Origin of the sequence: Nitrosospira multiformis (assembly GCF_900110185.1) — a bacterium.
Taxonomy (GTDB): Bacteria; Pseudomonadota; Gammaproteobacteria; order Burkholderiales; family Nitrosomonadaceae; genus Nitrosospira; species Nitrosospira multiformis_A.
In genome coordinates, this window is record NZ_FOCT01000014.1 from 52,011 (window position 1) to 77,673 (window position 25,663).

At 50.1% G+C, this 25,663-nt stretch carries 19 protein-coding genes; 13 read left to right on the forward strand and 6 right to left on the reverse strand.

Going from position 1 to position 25,663, the window contains the following annotated elements; translation table 11 throughout:
* The first annotated feature begins 13 nt into the window (after positions 1–13).
* The gene (locus tag BMY01_RS13955) at positions 14–466 is read left to right on the forward strand and encodes a transglycosylase SLT domain-containing protein (protein WP_074748638.1); all 453 of its coding nucleotides are present in this window, start codon (positions 14–16) and stop codon (positions 464–466) included.
* Between the two features lie 304 nt (positions 467–770).
* On the opposite strand, the gene BMY01_RS13960 is transcribed toward BMY01_RS13955, so the two are convergent.
* Complete coding sequence (locus tag BMY01_RS13960; RefSeq protein WP_074748640.1) at positions 771–2,144, reverse strand: SIR2 family protein; 1,374 nt, start codon at positions 2,142–2,144, stop codon at positions 771–773.
* A 424-nt stretch (positions 2,145–2,568) separates the two neighbouring features.
* The gene (locus BMY01_RS13965) at positions 2,569–4,464 is read right to left on the reverse strand and encodes an AIPR family protein (RefSeq protein ID WP_139176925.1); all 1,896 of its coding nucleotides are present in this window, start codon (positions 4,462–4,464) and stop codon (positions 2,569–2,571) included.
* Between the two features lie 989 nt (positions 4,465–5,453).
* Here BMY01_RS13965 and BMY01_RS13970 point away from each other — a divergent pair.
* The 12 genes from BMY01_RS13970 (at position 5,454) to BMY01_RS14030 (ending at position 21,401) form a co-directional block, all read left to right on the forward strand.
* Entirely contained in the window at positions 5,454–7,370 is a 1,917-nt protein-coding gene (locus tag BMY01_RS13970) for a TonB-dependent receptor (protein WP_081353950.1), read from the forward strand.
* A 37-nt stretch (positions 7,371–7,407) separates the two neighbouring features.
* Entirely contained in the window at positions 7,408–8,583 is a 1,176-nt protein-coding gene (gene moeB / locus BMY01_RS13975) for a molybdopterin-synthase adenylyltransferase MoeB (protein ID WP_074748643.1), read from the forward strand.
* Between the two features lie 195 nt (positions 8,584–8,778).
* On the forward strand, positions 8,779–9,222 hold the full coding sequence (locus BMY01_RS13980; protein WP_074748645.1) for a M67 family metallopeptidase: 444 nt from the start codon (positions 8,779–8,781) through the stop codon (positions 9,220–9,222).
* 101 nt (positions 9,223–9,323) lie between these two features.
* Positions 9,324–11,537 (forward strand): MoaD family protein, encoded by a 2,214-nt coding sequence (locus BMY01_RS13990; protein WP_302848434.1) that lies wholly within the window; start codon positions 9,324–9,326, stop codon positions 11,535–11,537.
* Positions 11,534–13,198: an AMP-binding protein gene (locus tag BMY01_RS13995; protein WP_074748646.1), complete on the forward strand. Its 1,665-nt coding sequence runs from the start codon at positions 11,534–11,536 to the stop codon at positions 13,196–13,198. The genes BMY01_RS13990 and BMY01_RS13995 overlap by 4 nt, the downstream gene beginning before the upstream one ends.
* A 16-nt stretch (positions 13,199–13,214) precedes the next feature.
* Positions 13,215–14,432, forward strand: a complete 1,218-nt coding sequence (locus tag BMY01_RS14000) for an acyl-CoA dehydrogenase family protein (protein WP_081353949.1) — start codon at positions 13,215–13,217, stop codon at positions 14,430–14,432.
* Positions 14,433–14,513: 81 nt separating this feature from the next.
* A complete protein-coding gene (locus BMY01_RS14005) occupies positions 14,514–15,743 on the forward strand; it encodes an MFS transporter (RefSeq protein WP_074748648.1) in 1,230 nt (409 codons plus the stop codon).
* Between the two features lie 153 nt (positions 15,744–15,896).
* Complete coding sequence (locus tag BMY01_RS14010) at positions 15,897–17,291, forward strand: alginate export family protein (protein WP_254772757.1); 1,395 nt, start codon at positions 15,897–15,899, stop codon at positions 17,289–17,291.
* 340 nt (positions 17,292–17,631) lie between these two features.
* The gene (locus tag BMY01_RS14015) at positions 17,632–18,477 is read left to right on the forward strand and encodes a glucuronyl hydrolase (RefSeq protein ID WP_254772758.1); all 846 of its coding nucleotides are present in this window, start codon (positions 17,632–17,634) and stop codon (positions 18,475–18,477) included.
* A 63-nt stretch (positions 18,478–18,540) separates the two neighbouring features.
* A complete protein-coding gene (locus tag BMY01_RS14020) occupies positions 18,541–19,854 on the forward strand; it encodes an amidohydrolase family protein (protein ID WP_074748652.1) in 1,314 nt (437 codons plus the stop codon).
* A 507-nt stretch (positions 19,855–20,361) separates the two neighbouring features.
* A complete protein-coding gene (locus BMY01_RS14025; RefSeq protein ID WP_074748654.1) occupies positions 20,362–20,691 on the forward strand; it encodes a hypothetical protein in 330 nt (109 codons plus the stop codon).
* A gap of 296 nt (positions 20,692–20,987) precedes the next feature.
* A complete protein-coding gene (locus tag BMY01_RS14030; RefSeq protein WP_074748656.1) occupies positions 20,988–21,401 on the forward strand; it encodes a hypothetical protein in 414 nt (137 codons plus the stop codon).
* Between the two features lie 36 nt (positions 21,402–21,437).
* On the opposite strand, the gene BMY01_RS14035 is transcribed toward BMY01_RS14030, so the two are convergent.
* From BMY01_RS14035 to BMY01_RS14050, 4 genes are all read right to left on the reverse strand, one after another.
* The gene (locus BMY01_RS14035) at positions 21,438–22,427 is read right to left on the reverse strand and encodes a tyrosine-type recombinase/integrase (RefSeq protein WP_074748658.1); all 990 of its coding nucleotides are present in this window, start codon (positions 22,425–22,427) and stop codon (positions 21,438–21,440) included.
* 262 nt (positions 22,428–22,689) lie between these two features.
* Positions 22,690–22,977, reverse strand: coding sequence for a type II toxin-antitoxin system ParD family antitoxin (locus tag BMY01_RS14040; protein WP_074748660.1), 288 nt, complete (start codon positions 22,975–22,977; stop codon positions 22,690–22,692).
* Positions 22,978–23,507: 530 nt separating this feature from the next.
* The gene (locus BMY01_RS14045; protein WP_074748662.1) at positions 23,508–24,107 is read right to left on the reverse strand and encodes a hypothetical protein; all 600 of its coding nucleotides are present in this window, start codon (positions 24,105–24,107) and stop codon (positions 23,508–23,510) included.
* Between the two features lie 117 nt (positions 24,108–24,224).
* Entirely contained in the window at positions 24,225–25,436 is a 1,212-nt protein-coding gene (locus BMY01_RS14050; protein ID WP_074748664.1) for an aminotransferase class V-fold PLP-dependent enzyme, read from the reverse strand.
* Positions 25,437–25,663 lie beyond the last annotated feature (227 nt).

The following is a 25,663-nucleotide window of genomic DNA, read 5'->3' on the forward strand; positions in this document are numbered from 1 at the left end:
GGGCAGGGGAGTGATGGAGCTGCCCACCGATTTGCCGGAGCGCGTCGTCTGTTCGATCCAGGCTGCTGTGAAATACGAAGTCCCAGCCAACATCCTTCTCGCTGTGGCAGAGAAGGAAGGAGGCCGGCCGGGTCAATGGGTGCGAAACGCAAATGACACCTACGATGTCGGCCCGATGCAGTTCAATACCGCGTATCTATCCGGCTTGGCCAAGTACGGCATCAGGCCGGAGCATGTGGCGCAGCCAGGGTGTTATTCCTACTTCCTTGCCGCCTGGCGTATCCACATGCACATCCGCAACGATCGGGGCGATTTGTGGACGAAAGTGGCCAACTACCATTCGTACACGTCTCATCTTAACGCTGCCTACCGGGCAGACCTGATGCGAAGGGCAGCTAGGTGGGAGAAATGGCTCAATTCCCGCTTTGCCACGAGGGAAGTAACCTTTCAGATGGACAAGCGATAGCAATGTGGATGATCGGCTTGGCCGAGCGTCCGGCTGCACTTCGCTTGACCCATGGACAACCCTGCTGGAAAACCTGATGGACGGATAACCCATCCACGAGGTTTCCCACAGGGATTGCCCACGGGCTTCCCGGACTTCACCCACATAAACCAAACCTTCCTGACGCGGCCGAGGCCTTGCCCTAATTATTGGGAGGAATTTTCTTGATATTGGGGGAATTTTCTTGAATGCTTCACCGCGGGACAAAAGGAGCTTGAGGTAACTGAATAAATCCGCGTAAATCTACTCTTCTTCGTACTTTATATTAAGAATGCACACCAGTCACCGAAGGATCGCTTAGGTCAGGTAAATTGTCGCCATTCTTAAATCTCTTAAGCAAATCAATACCTTCTTGAGAGTATCTTCTTGTCGGTGAAATATAGACATGAAATTTATTGTCACTTGCTCGCATATCAAACCCGGTAGCTTCAGAAAGTTTTTCTATAAGTTGATTTAACCTCTGCCAACCAAAGTCTGATCCAAGCTGACTAGCAGCTTGCTTCGGTAAAAACGGGTGCGTGAGATTAAGCAGAGCAGGATTATTTATCGCTGCAATGCCGTAGACTTTAGCAAGCTCACCTGGATTATTGAGCGCATGCTCAAGCATTTCAAAATTAATCTCCACCGTGTTTTTTGCTGCATCTTTTCGCACCAAACTAAATACCCGGTGAGTTATAGATCGCAGAAGCTTTATATTAACTTTTTCAAGTGGGGCTTCACTTTTAAATGCTTTAAAGACCCACTCAAAAGAATCAGCAGTAACACTTTTTATGCGAATGCTATTTCCATTTCCAATATCTATCACCTTTTCTCGACTTGGATAAACATTGGGATCAAGTTCAGAATTCCACTCCAAGATATATATGTTGTCAATTAACCCAGATTCTACAGGCAACATTCGATCAATTTCTTGAAGAATGCTCTTAATATTGGGATCATTCGCTGAATAGCCAATGAAGATCAAAGGGTGCTCTACAAAAAAAGTAAATAATTTTGCACTCAGGTATTTTTTATCAGTGGCGAATTTGTCGTAATCTTCATTCGTTAATACGATTGATTCCGGATCAGATACACAGCCGTGAATTTTAAAAATTTCACCTATTGACATATATGAGTGACGGATAACTTGTTGGCCAATCACTGGCTTATAATCTTTAAAAATAGCTTCGATTAATGTATCGTAATTTGTTGTTATAACCGCATGTGGACTAATTTCCTTTAGCGCAAGTATTTCACCATCCAACTCTTCAGACCCAAATGTGCCAGCTTTCCCTGGTTGTAATTTTTTCAGTTTCTGAGCAACGACATATTTAATAAAAATATCTGATCCACACTTTGGCGTAAAATATTCTTTTGGAAAACCGGATTTATCGCTATTCCATGCCCATTCTTTATAAGCAGCTGCAAATATACTGCCAATCTCCTTGTCTGATTTTCCAGACTGCCTGTAATAAGCATATTCCTGTTTAACTTCTGGGCATTCGCTTCCTAGTTCTGTTAGTAATTCTGCCCAGTTGGGAGTATCGCAGTAGCGTTTAGAGAATCCAGAGCCAATAAATAAAATTGGCTGACAGCCTTTTTTTTTGATCAACTCAGTAATATCTGCTATTAAGTCCGCTTGATATTTTTGATAGTCCATTTTCTTAAATAATTGATCATCTGGAGTTTCGGTACTCGCGGTCCCCGATCTCTAGGTTGAGAGGACAGGGTATTGATTTAGTTAAAAGAAAAAATAACTTTTTCGCTGGTTTGAAGCATGAGTTTGGAGGGTAATTGGGTTGATTGTGTTTATTTTAAGAACGTTATGGTTGAGCCAGCAATTGGACTTCAGTACACCATAAGATCGAGGAAATATGGGAAGGGCAGTCACTTTCACTAGTGTTGGGAAGGAATTTATTGCCCAAGGGCTAACCATTCATTGAAGCAAAAACGCAGACTGTACATTATTTAACACAAGAAAAAAGGCTGCTCTTTAGGGGCAGCCTTTCATCGTATTAGGGTTAATCCGCTACCTTGCTCGTTTCAGAATGTTTATAGGCATGGCAATATGTTTTTCTTTTGCCTTAGGTGCGATTAATCGCTGTCAGAATAGTCTGACGTTCAGAGACTCCCCCCATCAACTTACCCATTACTGCCTTGTTGACCGCAAGAGCGCTTTTGAACCGAGGTGTGTCAACATCAGACTTGCCGAGTTTTTCCCATTTTAGGAAAGCGTTTAAGTCAGAGTTGAATGTGTTCAGAAAAGCCGGTTCGGTGAATACGCTATCATCCGAACCTGGGGTGAAATAGCCGTCAATTACCTCTGCAGCCCGGTCAAGCAAGGCAGTTCGTGCTGCTTCATTCTCCAATACTTTGACTAATGCCGAGGATATGGCGCGAGGATGTAGTGGCTTGCTCGCGCGTGATAGTACATCGCGGAACAAGTCGATCACGACCATCAGAAACAGAAAACGAGTTTGACGCCGTGACTGTTTGATCGCACCGCGCCCAAAGCCCATAGCTGCGGTAGCTTCTTGCAACAGGTAGGCTGCGTAAAGGTCTACCGCGCCAAACTGACCGCCATCAGTTTCCGCCTCATTCACGATCCGTTTGAAAACGGATCCATCCGGCAGGAAGGGCGGGTTCTTTCCGAATGCCACTCCCGCCTCGCCTAACCACCCTGCACCGTATACTTTGATCAGATCAGCAGCATTGGCATGCTTGGTAAACTGCTTCGTTACTGGATTTGTGTTCTGCAAAGCCTTCTGAGAATCCCATCCGCCGCGTTGGATTTCAAGATAGAGATCGTAGTGGATGGCTAACTCTTCCTGCCATGTCTTGAAATCGCCAGTCAGGGCGAGGAAGTCTTTTTCACGGATCGCGTTTTGACTGTTGGTATAGCGCGTGATTGCCTGGAGCAGAGCGTCGCCACTTTCACCTACCTTGACCACTTTTACCACGACAACGCCCTGGGCCGCGTTGTTTTTCCACGCTTCCGTTTCCGGGTTTACACCCGTCCCACCGGCGTTTAGCCGGTTGTGGAAGACTTCCCAGATAGTGCGGGTCGTCTGGCAGCCGTTGACGATGTAGGGTTCAGCGATAGTCACGTGATCATCTGCCAGATCATAATTGTGAACGACAATAGTGATCCCGTTGTTGTAGAGACCAAACTTATCCGGCGCTTCGCGTAGCGTGTTTTGCATCGCCTTGTTCACTTTGCCGCGCCCACCTAAAAACCGGCGCACATTTTTTTCGTAAATCCGGTCCAGGTCGCCCGTTTGCTCCCGATAACGCTTTAAGAATTCATAGAGATTCAAGAGCCCGACCGAGCCAACAAGAAGATCAACACCGGACGGCACTAGCTGTGCATTCAACTCGACATTCAGAATCTCTTCGGCTGTAGACGTTTCCATTTCCTGGAGCCGAGCATGGATTGTCTCAATCGAGATTGTTTCGACATCAAAAATTGGTCCGAGTCTTGCCGTGCCCATTGCCCGAATATCAGTCAGAGTTCGCTTTTCGTTCTCGGTCAAACCATTTTCAGTGGCATAAACAAGAACTATCTTATCGGCAACTCCTCCTGAATTCCGGAAGTTGTTAAGCCGTTCCAGTAGTCCCCCCGCTAGTGAATTTAGCCGGGAACGCTTTCCATCAAGCGTTTCGATTACCTTCTGGCTTTCCGTAAGGAGAGTATTTGTTCCTGCGAATGCGGAGCCGTACTTACTTTGTACGAGATACCAGGTGTGCCCTGAGATACCAGTAGTATCGGAGATTTCCTCCGGCCCTGTGTCAAGGAGTGCAATATCGATTCCTCCATCCCCCGAACCATCGCAATAAATGAAATCAGCGGTTGTATCAGAAGTGTCCAGCCATTGGGTTACCAGTTTCAGGGCAAATCGCCGCCCAAGTTCTACCGTCGGCGGATCTCCCGCTTGCACATCTTTAAGCCAAGAGCGTTTAAACTCTTCAAGAGTTACCACAAAATCTCCCACAATATCTGACCTGATGACAAAGTTTCTAACGACTCTTTTATGAAGATATGTAGCCGGAAAGGACCCCGAACTTCAATAAAAATCTTATTATTTCTCCCTGCAATAAATGTAAAGATAAAGCTCTGGCAGATGCAATGACAAAAACAACTTGCTTTGATGTATTCGAACAATGTGCTGTGGCAGTTCATAACGGGAGCGGCAGTGACAAGCCTTGCCGGACTGGGTTACTTATTCACACTTTACACCTTTATTGAAAAGTAACGATTCTCTACTTCCCCTGCAAGATGTCTGAGTTACATTCGAAAAGAATGTGGTCAATATTTTGATGTGATTGACATCATCATAAAGGGGGCATGTCTATCAAGATGTAGTAATTCTCTCCCACCATAAGTGTAAGTAGCAGCAAATATCGTCAGCAATTGCTCGTATCAGTTGCGGTGTGCGGCGGTTTCGAAACAGTCTTTACTAAAAAAATTTATGAATGATAAAGGACGTTATCATTCATTAAAAAACGAGAATAATGATGTCAACCAGCATCGCCATGTCTGGCATCCCGCTATAAGGCATTCGAGAAGCACCTTCACGTGATACGCTTTCTAGGCATCACGTGCCGCCTGTGGAACAGGCCTCTGCGCTTTCGGCCTCACTCTAATTAATTCCCCCAAACCTCTATAGAGGCTGCGTATAAATATGCGCGCAGCCCGTCCCTCTCTTAGTATTCCTTCTGCCCAGGGAGGCAGAAAAACACAGCCGAGCTCCCGTCTCAGGTGCGGCAAATTGTCACATGCGACAATTTGCCACATTTTTAATCGACGTGTTTTGTTTTATATTCCATGAACACGGATGAGCATATGTAATAGCAGCATATGCCTTCTGATTTTTTTGCCTACCTGTCGCTTTACGCGGCAGCAGGATCTTCTTTTATAAAAGAATTACTTCAAATGAAAACAATAATAAAACTTGGAGTGATTATCGTAATGACTCTGATTACACAATTTGCCAACGCTCAAGACGCCGCATCATCGGGAGAAACGCCTCAGCCAGGAACTCGGCAGTTGCCCCCTGTTGTGGTAACCGCCAATCCGATCATAGATCGCGTTCGTATCGACGGTTTTTCCAGCACATCGGCAGTCGTCACCGAAAGCCAGCTTCACGATCAGAATGCTTTTGATCTTGCTACAGCGCTGCGGCGCACGCCTGGCGTCCAGATATCGCGCTACAACCCTGTCGGCGCCTTTGGCGGGGATCAGGGTGGTGCAGTCTTCATTCGTGGCATGGGTGTCAGCCGTCCGGGCAGCGAAATCAAAACCTACATCGATGGCATTCCATTTTACATGGGGGTCTGGAACCATCCCTTGCTCGATCTTCTGCCGGTCAACGGTATGCAGTCCATCACAGTATATAAAAGCGCGCAACCGCAAATCAACGGGAACAACTTCGCTTCAATCAATCTTGAAACCAAGCGCGCAACCGAAGACGGCATAAAGGCTGGCGTAAGAATTTCCGGAGGCTATTTCAACACCTTTATCGAGCAAGCCGATCTGGTGGGCCGCAAAGGCGACGTGGATTTCATGCTGGCGCAAGGCCATGCCCAGTCGGATGGACATCGGCCTAATGCAAGTGGCGAACTGAATAATGTTATGGGGCGCATCGGCCTGCGCCTGGGTGAACACTGGTCAGTTGGCACAAGCTTTCTTTTTGTCGATAACAACGCGCGTGACCCAGGCGACAACCGCCTGCCAAGACCCGCGGTGGCGCCGCAATACTCCACCCAGGCAGGAATGGTCACCGCTTTCATATCACATCGCCACGATAACTGGCGCGGCGATCTGCGCTTTTATTACACCAAGGGGGAAGGCAACTGGCTGCATCAACCTGCCCCGGATGGGGACACACTCACCAATTTTGAAACGATTGGCATGCGCTGGAAGGAACAGTTCTCGCTATGGAAAGGTGGCGCGATCACGGCCGGCCTGGATAGCGACTGGATTTCGGGTGACGTCAAGTTCAATAGAGTGGTGCCGGCTCCGCAAGATAGTTTCAAAACGCCCACTTTCCGCGTCACGTCTCCCTACATCACCCTGAGCCAGACGATCGATCTGGGCAAGGGTTGGTCGCTGGTACCCGCGGTCGGCGTACGAGTCTACGACCATAGCATATTTCACGCAAGAATCTCGCCACATGCGGGTCTCTCTCTGATATCGGACTGGATCACTCTCTTTGGCAACGTTTCGCGCGGCATCAATTATCCGGGACTGGAAACGTCCGTTCTCTCCTCTGCGATACCTGCGTTGGGACAAAGCTGGAGAAAACTCTCCGCGGAAGAGCTCGATCATGCCGAAGTCGGCTTCAAGTTGGATCCTTTCGAATCCACACAAATTAATGTCAGCTTATTTGTCGATCAGGTAAAAAACCGGTTCATCTTCGGCTTTCCCCCAAACGTTCCGCCGCCGCCCCAGTTTCTGAATCTTGGCACTTATACTATCCGCGGGACCGAAGTTGCAATTCAGCAAAATATCACGCGCAACTGGACGGTTTTCGGTGGACTGACCCTGCTCGATCCGAGCATCGACAATTTGCCCTATACACCGAAACGGGCTTTCACGGCGGGCATTAACGGCCAGATAGGACCAATCCGCTTAACGGTCGATACCCAGTACCAGTCCAGCGTGGCCGCGTTAAATCGCCCCCGCGCCGCGGGCGCTGTCAATACCGAGCGGGTGGATGAATTCATAATCATGAATGCGCGTGTCTCCCACCAATTGCCTTTCCTGGGCAAGAAAGGAGAAATTTTCGTGGCCATGGAAAACCTTCTGGACGCCGACTACGCCTACCGTCCCGGTTATCCCATGCCTGGACGATGGGGCCAGATCGGTATCGCCGCCAGTTTCTAAGAAGTGTAATCCCTCGACTTGAACACGGAGGTTTTGAATGGAATTATCACCGCTGGTACAACCCTCGGAAGAGTTAAGCAAAGAAGAAATTTCCCGCTACAGTCGGCACCTGTTGATTCCCGACGTGGGTCTGGAAGGGCAGCGGCGCCTCAAGAATAGCAAGGTTCTCGTAATCGGGGCCGGCGGCTTGGGGTCGCCCACGCTCCTCTATCTTGCAGCAGCCGGTGTGGGAACCTTGGGTATTATCGATTTCGATATTGTCGATGAATCCAATCTGCAGCGGCAGGTCATTCATCGGCAGCAGGATATCGGCAGACCCAAATGCAGGAGTGCGCAGGACTCAGTCAAGGCCCTGAATCCCTATATCCAGGTTCAGATTCATGATGAGCGTCTCGAAACAACAAATGCTATTGACATCATATCGGGCTACGACCTGGTAATAGACGGAACCGATAATTTCTCCACCCGCTATCTTGTGAACGATGCCTGCGTGCTCGCGAGAAAGCCATATGTCTGGGGTTCCATTTTCCGCTTCGAAGGACAAGCCTCCGTCTTCTGGGAAGATGCGCCAGGGGGACGCGGCCTGAACTATCGGGATCTTTACCCCGAGCCGCCGCCCCCAGAAATGGCTCCCTCATGCGCGGAAGGGGGGGTGCTCGGTATCCTGTGTGCTTCCATCGGAGCGATGATGGCAACCGAAGCCATCAAACTGATTACCGGCTTGGGTGAAACACTGCTAGGCAGGCTTGCCGTCTACGACGCCCTGGAAATGACCTTCCGATTTATTCCAATAAGACGGGCGCCAGTCAGAACACCTATAACCAAGCTGATTGATTATCAGGAATTTTGCGGACTGAAGCGGCCAGCAGGGGACGCCGGAAAATCGGATGTTTCCACGATCACCGCTATGGAGCTGAAAGAGATGCGCGAAAAGGGCGTCAGCATGCAGCTCATCGATGTTCGCGGAATCCAGGAATGGAACATCGTGCATATCGAGGGAGCAAATCATATTCCCAAAGACGAGATGATGTCGGAAGAAGTCTTATCCCGATTGAACAAGGAAGACCTCATCGTGCTGCAGTGCAAGATGGGAGTGCGCTCCCGTAATGTCCTTATGGAGATGCGCAAACGGGGCTTTACGAACGTCAAAAGCCTTGAAGGCGGGATTCTTGCCTGGATAAGAGACGTGGATCCGACCTTGCCCAGTTATTGATTTCCTTGTCATTACGCGGATGGCTTGTTTCATTTTAACCACGAGTTTCACTCCCAAGCTTTTCCGCTATCCATAAAGCAGCATGGCGAATTACCCGATAACAGGCATTGATTCAGGATGAGGCAGAAGCAGTTGCTTCCAGTCGTACCGTATAGAAACACGTCCGATCAATGTCAACTCATGGAGGTAAGACTAATGTTGACCATACATACCAAACTGGTCGAGGCAATGCTTGCTCAGGCCCGCAAAGATCATCCAATTGAGACTTGTGGTGTCATTGCAGGACCAGAAGGATCAAATCTTCCATTGCGGCTTATCCCGATGCGCAATGCCGCCAAGTCCCAAACGTTTTTCAAGTTTGACCCGGAAGAGCAATTGCGAGTCTGGAGGCAGATGGAGGCACGTGGCGAAGAGGCGATTGTAATTTACCACTCGCATACCAAGGGTCCAGCCTACCCAAGCCGCACAGATGTGCAGTTCGCATTAGAGCCCCAGTCCCATTACATCATTATTCCGACGGATCCCATATACGGAGAGGAAATCAGTAGCTTCCGCATTGTTGATGGAATGGTCACTGAAGAACGAATCAGGCTGATGAATTCATACAACCCCGAATGGGAGTTATCAATGGTGGCGTAAGCTCTTCTGGTCAAATGGAATGATCATGAGCAGCTTGCTGAATGAAGGATTAAATCATAACCATTCTGATTTCTATTTAATTACCCTTTGGAGAGGTAAAAATGCCTGTAACGGTGACCATCCCGACCCTACTTAGGCCGCTAACCGGAAACCGGAAGCGTGTCGAGATTGAGGGCGCCAATGTGCTCGATGCTATCGAACGGCTGGAGCAGCAGTATCCGGGCGTCAAGGAAAAATTGATCAACGGCGGCCAGCCACATGGCTTCGTCAATATCTACGTCAACGATGACGACATTCGCTTTAGCGACGGTCTGTCAACTCGACTGAACGATGGAGACCTGGTCACCATACTGCCTGCGGTTGCCGGGGGCTACGACGAAGCTCTCCTGCCACCATCATCCGGCAAAAGCATGAGCATGAATCAGCCGTTGTCGGACTGTGTGATGTCATATGCATCAAAAAGCGTGTCTTCCGATTTTGCTCCTGTCGCCTCCTCGCTACTCTATCAATCCACTGCATTGGGTATGGAGGCTGAAACTAATGAGAATTACCTGAGTAATGATGCGTTTCGCTTCGAAATAAAAACACCACACACCACTCCAGTCATGTGTGAAATCACGCGTTGGAGCGGCTCCTCGGGGGCTGCAGCCGTGAGCGAAAACATCATGCAGGCGGCATGCGGACTGATGGCTGTGCACCGGCGGGCAAACGGCCAGGCGCAGTCGCTCGGATTGAACTATGTATCGACTCTTACGGCGGCACTGGGGCTTCAGGGAGGAATTGCTGCATCTCTTGGCCAGCTTCGCGGTCTTGCGTTGTCCCGCAGCACCGTCTCAATGGCTGACGCCGCCTTGTTGAGTATGGGTCAGTATATAGCAGGGGCGACTGCTTCAGAGTTCCCGGAAACGGCTGCAGGGTTTTGTCCAGCAGCGGGCTCATCTCTGGCTTGTCCGCCATTTATTTCTCTGGACGGCGTTATTTTTGAACTCGAAACGCTCGAACCCGGGCCGTGGGGAAAATTCTGGGCTGAGCTGGGTGTAAGTTCAGTGGCGGTTGGCAAAGGATGGAAGGCTTTTCTGCTGCGATACGCCAGAGCCGTGTCCCCGCTGCCAGATGAATTGCCCCTTGCAATATCGAGACTTACTTATAACCGTATTTCGCAAGTGTCTGCGAGAACGGGTATGGCAATTTGTCCCGTACGTTCCATCGAGGAGAGGGCACAGGATGATGACGCCAGCCGAGCGTGGCGGCAAGGTCCGTGGGCATTTTCGTTCCAGGGCAATTTGACTGGAAGGCGCCCAGGTAACGCCACTGGCGACCTGCCCTTAAGCGGCCTTACCGTTATCGAATCTTGCAGGCGGATACAAGGTCCCCTTGCCGGACACCTGCTTGCCCTGCTCGGTGCAAACGTTATCAGGATAGAGCCTCCCGGAGGTGATCCCTTGCGAGGAATGCCACCAATGGCGGAGGGTTGCTCGGCGCGCTTCGATGCCCTCAACCAGCTCAAGACCGTTCGCGAAATCGATATCAAATCTTCCGCAGGAAAGGCCGAAATCCGGGAGATGGCACGGGATGCCGACGTGTTTCTGCATAACTGGGCACCTGGCAAGGCGGTGCTGCTCGGTCTCGACTACGGTGATCTCTCCGCGATCAACCCCTCCCTGATCTACGCCTACGCCGGGGGATGGGCGACAGATTGCGCTGAACATGTCTCTTCGAATTCGATGCCCGGTACGGATTTCATGGCTCAAGCCTATTCGGGAGTGGCAGGAAAAATCGCGGAGGCCAGTGGCACGCGTGGAGGTACTTTATTTACCGTGCTCGACGTGCTGGGAGGTGTGGTTGCCGCGCAAGGCGTCACCCTTGCACTGCTCAAGCAATGTATGAACCCCACTGGCATAAAGGTCAGTTCGTCGCTCATGAGCGCTGCCACCTTGCTATGCGCGGAGGATTTTCAAAAAATTTACAGCGCGCCGTGCTCGAATTCTAAAACCGAAGCTAGTCTCATCAGTGGCATATATGCCACAAAACAGGGAAAAGTTGCAGTTGATTGCCTTGATCTTGAAACGGCATTGCGCCTCGTGAAAATTCTTGAGGTTACTGCAAACATTGAAAACGGTGGCCTACACCCCCTTTTAGGTAAATTGTTTCTCCTAAGAACGGCAAACGAATGGGTAAAACTCCTTCAGCAGGCCAATATTCCAGCAGCCGTTGTCGTCGAAGACCTCGCTCAATTGCAAACCTTCTCCTATCTGCAGCCCACGCTAAGTCCAGGTCCTTATACCAGAGTAAATTCCCCGTGGAGATTTAAATGAATCCTTCTGGAATCGTGGATATGGTCCCTGTTGAGGTCCGTGAGAAATGGGTCCGGAGTGGAATCTATCCAAATAAATCGTTATACGCGTTGTTTTGCGAGCAAGTATCGCGGCACCCCGATACCCCAGCAGTTATTTCCCTCGACCATGCCATCACCTACGCAGAACTGCTGGACAAGGTCCATCGTCTTGCCGCAAGTTTCAAAGATTTAGGAATCGTAGCAGGGGATGTAATCGCCTACCAGCTATCCAATAGCTGGCATAGCTGCGCCATAGATCTTGCCGCCGCCGCGCTTGGCGCTATCGTTGCACCCTTTCCCCCTGGCCGTGGCCGCCTTGATATCCAGTCCCTACTAGGAAGGTGTGACGCTCGCGCAATTATTGTGGAGCGCGAATATGGCAAGACGGATCTTTGCGAATTGATTGAATCCATCCGGCCAACCTTGCTTTCACTGCGCATCCTTATTGTTGACGGAGCCTCCAAAGATGGCTGGCATACACTTGGCCACCTGCTCGAGGCCAATCCGATTGACCCTAGCCAATTACCGGAAGTTTGCCCCGATTCTCCCGTCCGATTCCTGATTTCATCTGGAACAGAATCCGAGCCCAAATGGGTCGCTTATTCCCATAATGCATTGGCAGGGGGAAGAGGACGTTTCCTGCAACGACTACACCCCGAAGGAAAGGCCTTCAGAAGCCTCTATCTCATGCCCCTTGGAACGGCATTCGGCTCAACGGCAACATTCGGTGTTTTGTCCTGGCTTGGGGGAACGCTTATCGTGCTGCGTCAGTTCGATGTGACAGCTGCCATTGAAGCCATCGGAAGGTTAAAGCCAACGCATATTCTGGGAGTACCAACCATGTTTCAACGGATTGCAGCGGACCGGGCATTGGCAGAAGCCGACAAATCGAGTCTCATCGCCATTGTCAGCGGCGGCGCGAAAATCGATGAGGCTTCGGTTCACCGATGTATTGTTGCATTCGGTTGCCGCTTTATCAGCCTGTATGGTTCTGCCGACGGTGTCAATTGCCATACTGCGCTCGACGACGACCTGAAAACCGTCATTGGAAAAGCGGGCCATCCTAATCCGGAAATCTGTTCGATTCGGATCGTTGATGAGCAGAAGCAGGAAGTCCCGCAGGGCTGTATAGGTGAAATAGCGGCAAGAGGTCCCTTAAGCCCCTTGCAATACGTCAATGCACCAGATCTCGATGCCTTATACCGCGACAAGGAGGGGTGGGTGTATACCGGGGATTTGGGATTTATTGATGATGCAGGCTACCTCGTGCTGGCCGGGCGAAAGAAAGACATCATCATTCGGGGCGGAGTTAATATCAGTCCTGTTCAAATTGAAAACCTCGTTGTTTCTCATCCGGATGTAGTGAGCGCGGCTTGTGTTCCGGTTCCCGACCCGGAACTGGGGCATCGCGTCTGCCTTTGCGTCGTACTGCGAAACGGAGCGGATCCGCTCTCGCTTTCCCAGTTCACCCGCTATCTCCGTGAAAAAGGGTTGGAGACAAACAAACTTCCTGAATACTTGCGCTATTACCGCCAGCTGCCCCTAAGCCCTGCAGGAAAAATCGACAAGAAGCAACTTGCTGCCGAGGCTGCAATAACCCAATTTACGACCAGCGGAAGCTTGGCCGAATTGGTGCACTGAAGTCGGAGTACCGCGAATGTCACAGGCAGAGATAGGCAACAGATACAAGTCGCCCTCTCATACGGAACTGGCTCAATCCCTTTCGCGCAAAGTGCGGATGTTCGTCGATGAGATGATTATCCCGAATGAATCACGATTAGCTGAAGGCGGAGATCCGGCTTCCCGACTCCAATCTGAACTGACCAAAAAAGCCAGGAATGCTGGACTGTGGGGCTCGTTTTATCCGCTTTCCCACGGGGGAAAAATCGCTTCTCTTGAAGATTATCTGATTGTTGGGGAGCAGGAGGGACGTTCCGAGTTCTCGCCGGCAATATTTGGCACGCACACCGCCCTGGACGCCCGTATGCTCCTGAAATTTGGCACCGAAGAAATCCGCAAGGCTTTTCTGGAGCCTATGGCTGCCGGGAAAGCTGTTCCAAGTTATGGCATGACAGAACCGGGTCATGGCGGCTCATTCCCTAGTTTGATAACAACCTCCGCCCGTCTATCAAATGGCAACTGGACGATAAACGGCAGGAAATGGTTCGTGGGTAACGCGGATTGCGCAACTTTCGTCACAGTGCTGGCCCGGACTGCAAACGAAAAAAACACTGCGAGGGAGCAGTTTTCAATGATTCTTGTCCCTACCGACTCGCGTGGATTCACGATAGAGCGTCCCCTCTCAATCATGGGGCGCCACCTCGGTCAGGGAGAAATTTCCTTTACCGATGTGCAAGTCCCGGAGCGCAATCTACTAGGTTCTTGTGGCAGCGGCATGGCTTTGATGAGCCAACGTCTTGGCATTGGCCGGCTGCTTCGTGCAATGAACTGGGTAGGATTGGCGCAACGGTGCTTCGACCTGATGGGTGCGCGGGTTAATTCGGAACGAGGCCTTTCCGGGCGTCTTCCTGACAAGCAGCTTGTGCGTCAGCATATCGTTCATGCATACCAGGCTATTGCCAGTGCGCGTGAATTAATCCGCATAGCCGCACGGCGAATTGATGCAGGTTGTTGCGGCGATATCGAAATCAATATCGCCAAGATGGCCGCGTCGCAAGCCCTGTGGGCAGCTTCGGATTCAGCCATGCAGCTGCACGGCGCTGAAGGCCTTAGTGACCTGACCCCGCTCTCCGGCATTTACAGAATAGCACGCACCTCACGCATCCTTGACGGCACAGATGAGTCGCTTATCAGTTCAGTGGGGCGGCGCCTAATCAACTCCTTTAGAGAACACAATGGATATCACTTTGCATGATTTCCTGCTGATAAACCTGGGCCCCGGCCGAGATTTAGCGCTACCGCATCTCGATCATCGCCACTTCTGTGGGACACGAACATGCTAGCGGCAAGGCCCGGCCACCTTACAACTGGCGGCGCCAGTATCTGGTTTCGAATCGTTCTCGTGTTTGCCATGGCTATGCCCATGCTGGTCTTGTATGCCATCAGCACGCTTGGGACATTCATTGTCCGTGACCTGCACCTTGAGGCAAAACTACTGGGCTACCTTGTCATGAGTTCATTTGGCATTGCCGCCATCTTATCTCCATGGGGAGGCGCCCTCGTGGACCGCATTGGTCCGCGAGACGCGCTGACAATCCTTTTCTTCACCGTCGCGCTTGCTTTTACGCTGCTTGCAACAGGAAAAGATTATTTTTACCTGGTTGCGGCCACTGCCATTTGTGGCATCGCCCAGGCACTTGCGAACCCGGTCACCAATCTACTGATCGCACAGCAGGTCCCTGCGGAAAAAAAAGCGGCCGTTGCAGGACTAAAGCAATCGGGCGTTCAACTTGCGGCACTCTTCGCCGGTCTTGCCCTCCCTGCTGTCGCAACTCACTACGGATGGCCTAGCGCCTTCGGTATCGTTGTTCCCGTAGCGATATTGCTTGGGATAACGTCTCCTTATGTTGCTCCTACTCGGGGTAAATCTTTAAGGGCAGGCAAGATATTCTCAATCACGCTGCCAAATAAACTCCTGCTGCAACTGATGAGCGTCCAGTTTTGCGTAGGGATCTCGCTCTCCGCCTTCGTCACGTTCCTTCCCACTTTTGCCGCACAGAATGGTATGCCCTTGGCGGTTGCCGGCAGCCTGATCGCTGTCTTCGGTGTCATGGGCATGTTCTCGCGGATAGCACTCACCCCTCTTGGGGCAAAACTGAAAGAAGAGGCACTGCTTTTGCTCACGCTCATCGCTATTGCAGCCTGCGCAATAGGGGTCACGATGCAGGCAGGCCCGGAGAGTCACTGGTGCCTCTGGATAGGTGCGATAGGGGTTGGCCTTACCGCAGTCGGCACCAATGCAATCGCAATGAGCATGTTGATCAGGGATGACAGATTCGGAATTGTCACTACCACATCAGGCTTTGTTTCGCTCGCTTTTTTCGGGGGATTCTCCGTGGGGCCGCCGCTTTACGCCACATTTTCGGATTATTCCGGGAGTTTTCAGGCGGGATGGATCTTCCTGATTGGGGTGCTTTTATGTGGTTGCGGTCTGGCGCTGATGCTGGCTTTTGCCCGCCAGCGTCAGGCCTTAGTCCCCGTTGGACCCAGAAGTACCATTAAGTGATGAAGGACCTCTGGATCCTCTGTGAATGAACAGTAAGCCGTGCGCGTAAATGAGCAAGATTATCCAGGGAAATGTTTAATACTGGCAGTTCTCTGGAGTGCCATCTCCGTCATATTTCACTCCACAGGGACTTGGGCAGATGATATTAAACCGGTGGGGCAGATCAACAAATATCTGCGGATGACAGGAGAACTGTATGGCGGCTACGAAGTGTGGGATTTTTTCCGCCCAAGTCCGGCAATAAATAACAACAATGACTATGACTTGTGGGCAGTGCGTGCAAGGCCGGGCATCCTGCTTAACACGCCCCACATCGAGGGCTTTGCCCAAGCTCAATATGTTGGTTTATATGGTCTTCCCAATGATGCCGTTGCGTCTCCTGGTGGTCCTCTAGGATTGGGTGGCGCCTACTTCCTTGCAAACCAATCCACGAACGCCAGCAATATTTTTCTGAAACAGGCTTATCTTAACTTCAAGTTCCAGGCCTTGGGCTTGCCCGGATCACTGAAAATTGGCCGATTCGAATTTATGGACGGCATGGAATATATAACGGGTGCGGGAAAGTTCGACGGTCTCAAGCGCGCCCGCATTTCCCAACGCCTACTGGCTTCGAATGTGGTCCATGTCGGGCGAAGCTTTGATGGATTTGCCGCTGTTTATGATCGCCCGGGATTCAATTTAACAGCGGCGGGACTTCGTCCAACCCAGGGTGGATTCACTGTCCAGGGGCAAAAGGAAATAGGGGATATCAACCTGTTTTATGCTGCCCTCACCAGCAAAAAGGATGCCCTGTTGCCAGGGACTGAAAGCCGTCTTTTCTATCTTAACTATGATGACAAGCGCAATACACAGCCAGTGGATAATCGTCCTGCCGCTGATCGGCCCCGGCTTGATAATCAGAACCTGAATATTCATACAATAGGTGTCCATCTGCTGACGCTCCAGCCATTAGGTTCGGGCAGTGCTGATGCGTTGCTGTGGGGCGCCTATCAGTTTGGTGACTGGACCAACCAGGACCATCAGGCTTGGGCCGTGGCAGCAGAGGCAGGTTATCAATGGACAGATCTTCCCTTCCAGCCATGGCTTCGAGCGCTGTACTACCGAAGTTCTGGCGATAATCGCGCGGGCGATGACACACACAAGACGTACTTTACCGCACTCCCCAGCGGTCGCGCCTACGCCAAGCTCCCGTTCTACAACCTGATGAATTCGCAAGATGCCTTTCTCCAGGTGATCGTTTCGCCCACGCCAAAAACCAAGGTAATAATCGATTTACATCATTTATCGCTCAGCAACAAAAACGATTTGTTCTACTCGGGACTTGGACCCACCTCAAGCAGTGGTGCGTTCGGTTACTCGGGAAGACCTTCAAATGGTCGAAGCGAGATAGGTCAGCTGGTCGATATCAGCTTCACGCATACGCTCAACAAGCAACTGTCATGGAGGTTCTATTACGGGCACGCGTTTGGCGGCGACGTGGTTAAAAATTTTTATCAAGGCAAGAAGGATGCAGATATGGTCTACCTTGATTTCACGCTTGTTTTCTGAAGCGATAGTTAGGTAAGCACTCATGCGGGTATCAGAAAATATGTCATACAAATACGGTGCCGAAAACCAGTCTTCGAGCACACCATTGGATCGGACAGAAGTGAGGCGTGCCCTCGAGTTGTTGATACATCGTATGGAGTACATTGATTCAAGTTGCGGGAATAACTTTCCCCTTTATTCCCCTGGAACCGCAGATCGTTGGGTTTCCTCAGCTGGGGGTTCGTGGGTGGGAGGATTATGGGACGCATGCTGGTGGTTGCGCGCACGGATAACAGGTTTGAAATCGGATCGTCGCAGAGCTGTCGATATCTGCCAACACTTAAGTCCGAAAATCACCGCCATGTCCATTAACCGAAGTCTCATATTCTGGTATGGCGCATCACTTGGTGATCTCTGGTTTGGTGATGAAAAGGCGCGTGAACTCTCGAGGGCATCAATCGACGCTGTTGCGGATTCTTATAATGGAGAAATGGGCTGCATCCCGCTCGGCCTGGACATGGGGGGCGGAGAAAAGGGAAATCGAATCATCTCCGTGGACTCACTTGCCGCTTTGATCCAGCTTCTTAGCAGCAGTAGAGACCTGACTCATCATCAAGTTTCGCGTACTCATGCAAGTACCCTGTTAGCGGCTTGTGGTACAGGGGACGGGGCATTTCATCCCTGTGCATACTTTGAGGATGGGTACTTTCGTCCTATCGGTCAAGCCGGAACCTGGTCTCGTGGCCAGGCATGGTCAATGCTGGGGTTGACTCGAGCAGCAGCCCAATGGGGGGAACCTTATCTGACCTCCGCGCAACGCGCCTGCGAATACTGGGAGCGCTCACGCCAGCAGTTTTTAACTCCCAATCGGCTGAATGATCCTTCGTGCCTGTTGGACCCCTCTTCATCCATAATCGCATCGCTGGCAATGCTCTCTCTCGCAGAACTTATTACAGATGGAGCAAAATGGCGTGTCTCCGCGTATCAGCAGCTCGACACAGTAATCAGTAGCCGATACTTCGTCCGCATTCCCCCGCCTGGCAGTCATGCAGCAAGTCGAAACAAGCCTCCATATGCCATATTCTGGGGCTGCTGTTACAAGACCCACGGCAACAAAGAGGAAATGGTGGAATCCGCCTGGGGAAATTTTTTTCTGATGGCCGCACTTTCCATCTTACTGGGAATCCTCGAACCCGGTGAATTCTAAACAACTACAGGTACCGCATCTCATGGAACTCTTGATGGCAAAAAAGGAAAAGGAGGCGGAGCAATGAAGCGCGCTTGTTGTAGATTCGGCAATCAAGTCAGCATGTTTTTGTTGCTGACACTTATCGCGGGGATCTGCCCCATAGCCTTTGCAGATGAAACGAAGCAAAGTGCGATTCTGCTCCACGCGGCCAGAGTTTTTGATGGCCATGATATGAGAGCAGATCTATCCATGCTAATAAGAGATGGACGCGTTGCGCAAGTTGGCCCGCGCGGCTCCTTTGCATCTGAAAATGCAAAAGTCATAGATCTGGGTGATGCCACAATTCTCCCAGGCTTTATAGAATTACACGCACACCTTACGTACCAACAGGTTCCTGCCGATACTGTCCTAAAGCACGGCATTACGACAATTCGGGATGTCGGAGGCCCCATACACCAACCATACGGCGGAAACGGAACTTTGCGCGTTCTTACCTCGGGGCCGATCATCACAGCGCCAGGTGGCTACCCTATACCGCTGATTGGGGAAAAGAACATCGCCGTCCCGGTATCTACAGAAAAAGAAGCACGAAAAACAGTGCAAAACCTGATCAAAGGGGGAGTGGTCGTAATCAAGATCGCCCTGGAACCTGGCGGTGAGCCGGGAGCACCTTGGTCCAGCAACCATGGTCATGGGCATCATCATTCAGGGGGTCACGGACACCCTCAAGAAGAGGCTCATCAAGGGCACGCTACTGTATCGCATCCGCCTGCCCATCACACACACGCGACTCACGGGCATTCTGTGGTGAACGCGGACGCTAAACAAGCTTGGCCGCTGCTCTCAGAAAAAATCGTAAAAGCAATAGTAGATGAGGCACATATCAACCAGCGGCGGGTAACCGCACATATTGCCGAGGCACGAGGTGCCCAGGTTGCTATTAATGCCGGCGTTGATGAATGGGCTCACGTCCCCTGCGACGTTATTCCCGAATCTCTATTAAAAAGAGCAGTAGCGCAAAAAGTAAAAATAGTGACAACGCTTGATACATTATCAAAATGCCCTGGGGTGGCACAAAATGCTCGTGTGTGGGCTGAACTGGGAGGTGAATTGTTATATGGGGCGGAAATTGCGCATCCGGACGTTCCCCGAGGCATCAATGCACAGGAGCTAATATATATGATGCAATTGGGGAAAATGGGAATGATGGATGTCTTGCAGGCGGCAACATCGAAGGCAGGTGAGTACCTTGGTTTCCCATTGTTAGGCACGCTTCAATCCGGAGCGCCTGCAGATATTATTGCGGTTAAGGGGAATCCCACGCATAACCTGAAGAATCTTGAATACCCGGATCTGGTTATTTCAGGTGGGAAAATTGTAATTAATAATTTCTAGAATCTTACGGTTTCTAGACAAAATGTAGGCGACTATATGATGGATTTCCAATAAAAGCGTAAGCTTTTTCCCCTATCCTACATATGCATGCACACCATTTGTCATATCCAGCAATGGCCCGGACTGCCAATATTGTTTGCAACCCTTGGTCTCACTTCTGATCCTGTTCTTTCTTTTGAGAGTCCCCCTAAATAAAATAACTTTTTGCTTCATATAGATAGAAGAAATAAATATTTTCTTCACAATACCGGCAATGCTAATCTCTCTACTGAAAAGACAAAGGGTCAGGGCACTTATCCAATGAATATTCTTTCTATTGATGGGTTATCGCTATGATTAGATTGATTAATCTTGATGGTTGCTTTTCATTTATGCAAGAGAGAAATCCAGGGTTAAAAGCTTCCATTTCTTATACCCGATGTTATTGAGAATGAGCCTCATAATTGTCAAAAAAGAGGGTTACTGTCTCATGCTGCAAACATTTCTAACGGGTGGAGGATTAAGAAAATGGAAACACTTTACGATGCGGGCGAGTATCCAAGTCCAGTTTTGAAAATGATACGAGAAACAGGAGACATCGGGATAGCCATTGCCAACTGGTGGAAATTGAGATGGCCGGAGAGAGTCGCGAAGCTGCTAGCCGAGAGAATTTATGAGATAGAGTTTCGGCATCAGTTCTCGCAAGTACAGAATATCTTGGCGAGAACGGAGGACATGGCTAACTTTTCGCCAGTTCAGGTGGTGGTGATGTCCGGCTTCAGATTAGAGCCACCGAAGGCTGTAGAGAACGCCTCTGACGATCACCTTCTTCTGGACCGAGGTCGGAAGGCACTATAAGGGTCAAATTCTAGAACAGGTTCTGAGCTGGATAAGGAACCTGCACGGCTATTTATCATCGCCGACAGGCGGTGGTATCCGCCATGGAGTCGATCTTAAGGCTGGCATTGTCATTCAGCCCAACGAGGGACCACAATAGCGTTCTCGCTGCTCCAGAGTTAGGCGGGGACCATACCCTTCGGCCTTGCCACTGTAAGGGTTTCCCTTAGTATAAAACCAGAGTTTCCCCAATATACACATAGTGTTGACTGAGATAGGATAAGGTCACTTTCATCCTGTTTGGGTTCATTACTATCATGAAAACGAAATCAGGAAATATCTTCGCAGTGTTATCGATGGCAGCCCTATTGGGTTCGGTGAGCTCCCTGACGATTGCAGCCGAGCCCATTGACACCCCTGAGATTCGTGCGGCTATCCAGAAGGCCACGACCCGGAGCGACCATGAGGCCGTAGCGAAATATTATGAAAATGCCGCTATGCAAATGCAGGCAAAAGTGAAGGAAGAAAAGGTACTGCTGGAGCAGTATGAGAATAAAAGCTATCTTTATGGCAGGCAAGCTCAGGATCTGCAATCGCATACTGCAGCATTAATACGCCGTCACGAGCAGGCCGTCGCGGCCGACATGCAAGAAGCCGCCTTGCATCGTCAAATGGCATCGAAGCTTGATGAAAACCATGCCGCATCCGACCGCCAAAGCCCGGCAATGTGAGTGAATCGGAGCCAGGACATAGGATAAGCCCGGTGTTCAGTAATTCACCTTGAACGTCGGGCTATCCTCCGGCCGGGTCTTGCGGTGGTCGTAGATCCGGGTGGTGGCGATATTGGCATGCCCCAGCCACTCCTGCACCTTGGCAATATCCGCTCCATTATCCAGCGCATTGGTCGCGGCCGTGGCCCGCATCACGTGCGGCCCCATGTTCTCCCCAAAAATCCCCAGCTTCCTTAAATACTTCAGCACCACCTCAAAATAGATGGAATCGGGGGTGAGTGCGGTCAGGGTATGGCCGTGTACATTGTTCTTGACCGGCCGGAACAGGGGCGCCTCGGGATTCTGTCCGTGGCCTGCGGCCTCCAGATACTCTTCGATCAAGGTGAGTGTTCCCGGGTGGGTGGGAATGAAACGCATCTTGCCGCCCTTGCCCTTGATGCGCAGGTGCGCAACACCACGGCGCATCTGGTTGTAGTCCTTCACCTTGAGTTTGGCCAATTCCTCGCGCCGGATGCCGTGGTAGAGCAGGGCGGAGAGAATCGCCCGGTCGCGCTTGCCCTTGAGCGTCTTGGGATCAGGCGTCTCCAGCAGAGCCCGCGCCTGAGGATCGCCCAATGCGGGGGTTTTGCCCTGCCAGGATTCGACCGGCGGCCGTTTCACCCCCTTGACCGGATTGTGCGTGACTGCATTGGCTTCGCACAGGTACTCGAACAGGGACGAGAGTGCTGCCAGTTTCCTGCGGATGGTCGCACCTCCCAGCTGCTCTTCTTCCAGGCTCTTCCTCCAGGCGAGCACATGGCTGCGGGTCACGATGCGGAAGTCCTCCGGTCTGTCGATGCCGGCAAAAGCCATGAAGCCGCGCAAATCATTCTGGTACGCGCGCCGGGTCTGCCGGCTGTCGATGTTGGCAAACCACTCGATCTCGGGCGGAACCTCGGCAAGCTTGCGAAATTGTGCCGAGGTCAAGGCGCTGCCGGATGCAGGAGCAGCCGGGGTGGCCGGGGAGATAATCAGTTCTTCACTCATGCCAATTCATCCGAGGAACAAGTAAGTTAGTATCCATACTAATAGTATGGATATATTTTTCAACGCAAGCACTCAATGCCAGGCGACGATCATGGGGACAGAGAGCGAGAATTCCTGCTCTCAATCCAGTTCTCATCACAGTTTCCAGTAACTGGAACACAGGTGCGCTTGGCTGGAAAAAACTACAAGCTACACCTCCCGATTTTTCCCTATATATTATATGCACACCAATGTCATATATGCGCGAGGTTGACTTCAGCTGTCAGCTCGAACGCTTGCGTGCGGCCGCTAGTTTCCTGGCGCGCTCCACGATCCGGTCAGCGTTAAACTCGCTCAGCCGTCCGGCCACAACCTCATTTAGGGCCTGGTCGATGTCCGCCTTGAGCGCGGCGAGTTCCTCCTGCCGGAGCTCGCGCCGGACATTCCACTCGCGCAGCGCCTCGCGAATCACTTCGCTGGCCGAGGCATAGTCGCCCTCAGCGACGGCTCCCTTGATCGTTTCCGCCAGTTCAGGGGTGAGCGTGATGGTCAGGCGCTCGAGTTCGGTCATTCAGGTTCCAGTAGCGAGGTTTTCATGATCATACTTTATCATACTTTTGGACTGAAGCTGGGGCGGGATTTTACCCATGATAAAATACGTTATCATGGGTAAAAGATTGGAGTTATCGTTACAGAAAAGCTGTGTCCTTTTGTAAAAAGGGATTGTTTGTTCGTGTCAAACTACCTGCGCATCCCTGCGTTCAATCATCATAAACTCCTCCATAAGTGAATAATCCACCTATCTAGATATTCGGGCAAATTAAACCATTACAAGACAGGGATCAGGAGTGGGAGCTGTGAATAAGATAGAGAGCGGGTGATGAAATGTGTGCTGAGAAGAGAAGCATCAGACGTTTTGTCGCTGACACTCTCTTATTGGACCCTTGACGAACATGAGGGCTTGAAAATGATTACTCCGCTTTGTCCCCCAGCGTAGCATTGACTAGTACAGCCGCCTTTGTGGGGAGCTAGAGAGAGGGAGATGTCAAGGGGAATAAACTTTGTTCCCTCTATATCTTCTCATGTAAAGTAAATCTCGTTTTAATGGAGAGAAGACCGCCATGTGAACTCTACTTCTGATTTTGAATCGGGAGTTTCAAGGATGCAGCTAATGCTATTTGCACGGTCCAGGCTTTTTTTAAGGTTGCAGTTGGTGAACTCGTAGGCTGGCATATTATGAGCCCTGTATTTACGATGATGTTGTTCAAGAAGTTTAAAGTTATCCATTACAAACCCTTCCTCCGCGGGCCAACCATTTTCATCGGCTTTTAAGGTTCCCTGAAGGACAGCCGTTAAGATAGGATTTGGATCATCTCTTCTTTTAATCGAATAACTGAGGTTAACATCGTATCGACTCTGCTGGTACTTCCAGATTATTAATGCCCTTCCTCCGCCATACAAATCTTGTGGATTGGGCTCTTTGTGGTACTTCTCGTAGTTAGAGCTGTAGTCCCATTCACCCTCGAGCGGTTTTTGTGCGATATGCGACAAAAGTCCTTTGACTTCGTTATGTGAAAAAACCGTCGCCACGGTGGGTATTAAACTAGCAACAAACGCCACTGTCGCGCCCCATAATTTGAGATGCTTTATTCTCAGCTCAATTGATGCCTCCCACTTCAGTTTTTCTTCTGTGTTATTCATGTAAATGTTGGGCGACGGGATTATTGGTTTTGAAGAGACTCCGAGGCAGGTCAGAAGCCGGAATTTTCCATTTTAGACGGGTACTGATTTCGGGAACTGGGGATTTCGGGAACTGGGTCACTGTATATCTTGCACAAAACTGTCGATCAATTCCTTGTCCACGTGAGGCATGATTACGAGATGAGCAACATCTAGAGATTCTTCTAGCCCTAATCCTTTTATTTTCCCCGGTGCTAGATCGTATTTTTTTTGGATATCTTTCTTTTTCTGGAGATCTTTCGAAGGGCGCTCGAAAAAAACGATGTTGGAATAAGGATTCTTCCAAGCTTTAATATGAGCTTTTTGCAAGCTATCAAAAAGATAGTCTGCATTGGCCAAAATAGCTTTGGCCTGCTTTTGAAATTCCTCAAAGGGGGTCGATTTGATTTTCCACCAGAATTTTAAAGAAGCTAGGGCGCTTCGTGAGCAGGTGATGGTGGGAACTGAATCGTCCAAATACTCAATGGGATTTGGATTGAGATTCTCGAACGCAGCCTTGGTAGAAATATAAATTCCCATTGGTTCATCAAATCCAAAAAATTTGTGTCCGGAAACTGCAATCGAGTCAAACTCATGAATCTGTTGATTAACCCATTGGGAAGCATCTCCATCGAGGTAAGGAAGAAAGCCCCCAAAAAGAGCTGCGTCTAGGTGAATGTATGCATGGCCTTTGTGCTTTTCCTTCAGAATTTGACGGACAGCTTTCAGATCATCAATGGCACCGGTAAATGTGGTTCCTATAGCGATGACAATAAGCGCCGGGTGTGAAGTGTCAAGTTGTTGTCTGAAGTCGTCAATATCCATCTTCCCCATGGGTTCTGCTTGGATCTGGCAATGCTTCATATTCTGCACATCGGCCAAGTTTTTAACCGAGTGATGAATTTCTTCTGAGTAGTAAATGATAGGAGTTGATCCGGGGGATTTAACCTGCAAGTATTTACGCCCTGCATAAATTCCGTGATTATTTCCATCAGTCCCACTGGTGGTCACGAAGCCCCAATAATCGTCATTTTTGAACGCATACAGCTTGGCAAAATAATCTACAACCTCACGTTCGAATTCGTGAGTGTTCATGCTGTAATTACTAACCCTCTCTCTCCTACATGGATCTCCCACGTTGTTCATTGACACGCAATACAATTCTTTCTCTACGTACCACTTATAAAACTTCTCTAATGAGGTATCTTGATTGATTGGGTACCCCATTGCAGTTTTCTTCTTTTCCAAAACCCAGTTCGCAAACTGGTTCAGTCTCTCAGAGTCGTCAATGCCCATATTGTTCTTATTCATTTCGTCCTACCCTCAGATAGAATGCCAATGTCAATATTGCCCCGTAATAGGTATGTAGGGAATACACGATATAAGCTATTGATAGCACATAAGATAAGAAATGCAATAAAAACTGCAAAGCATCTGAAGCTCTCATTAGGGCTTATCCCTAGTGAGAGATGTTTTAACCCCCCTAAAAGCCTATCACTGGATACAGATTTGATTTATGATCGGTGCTCTATCACAAC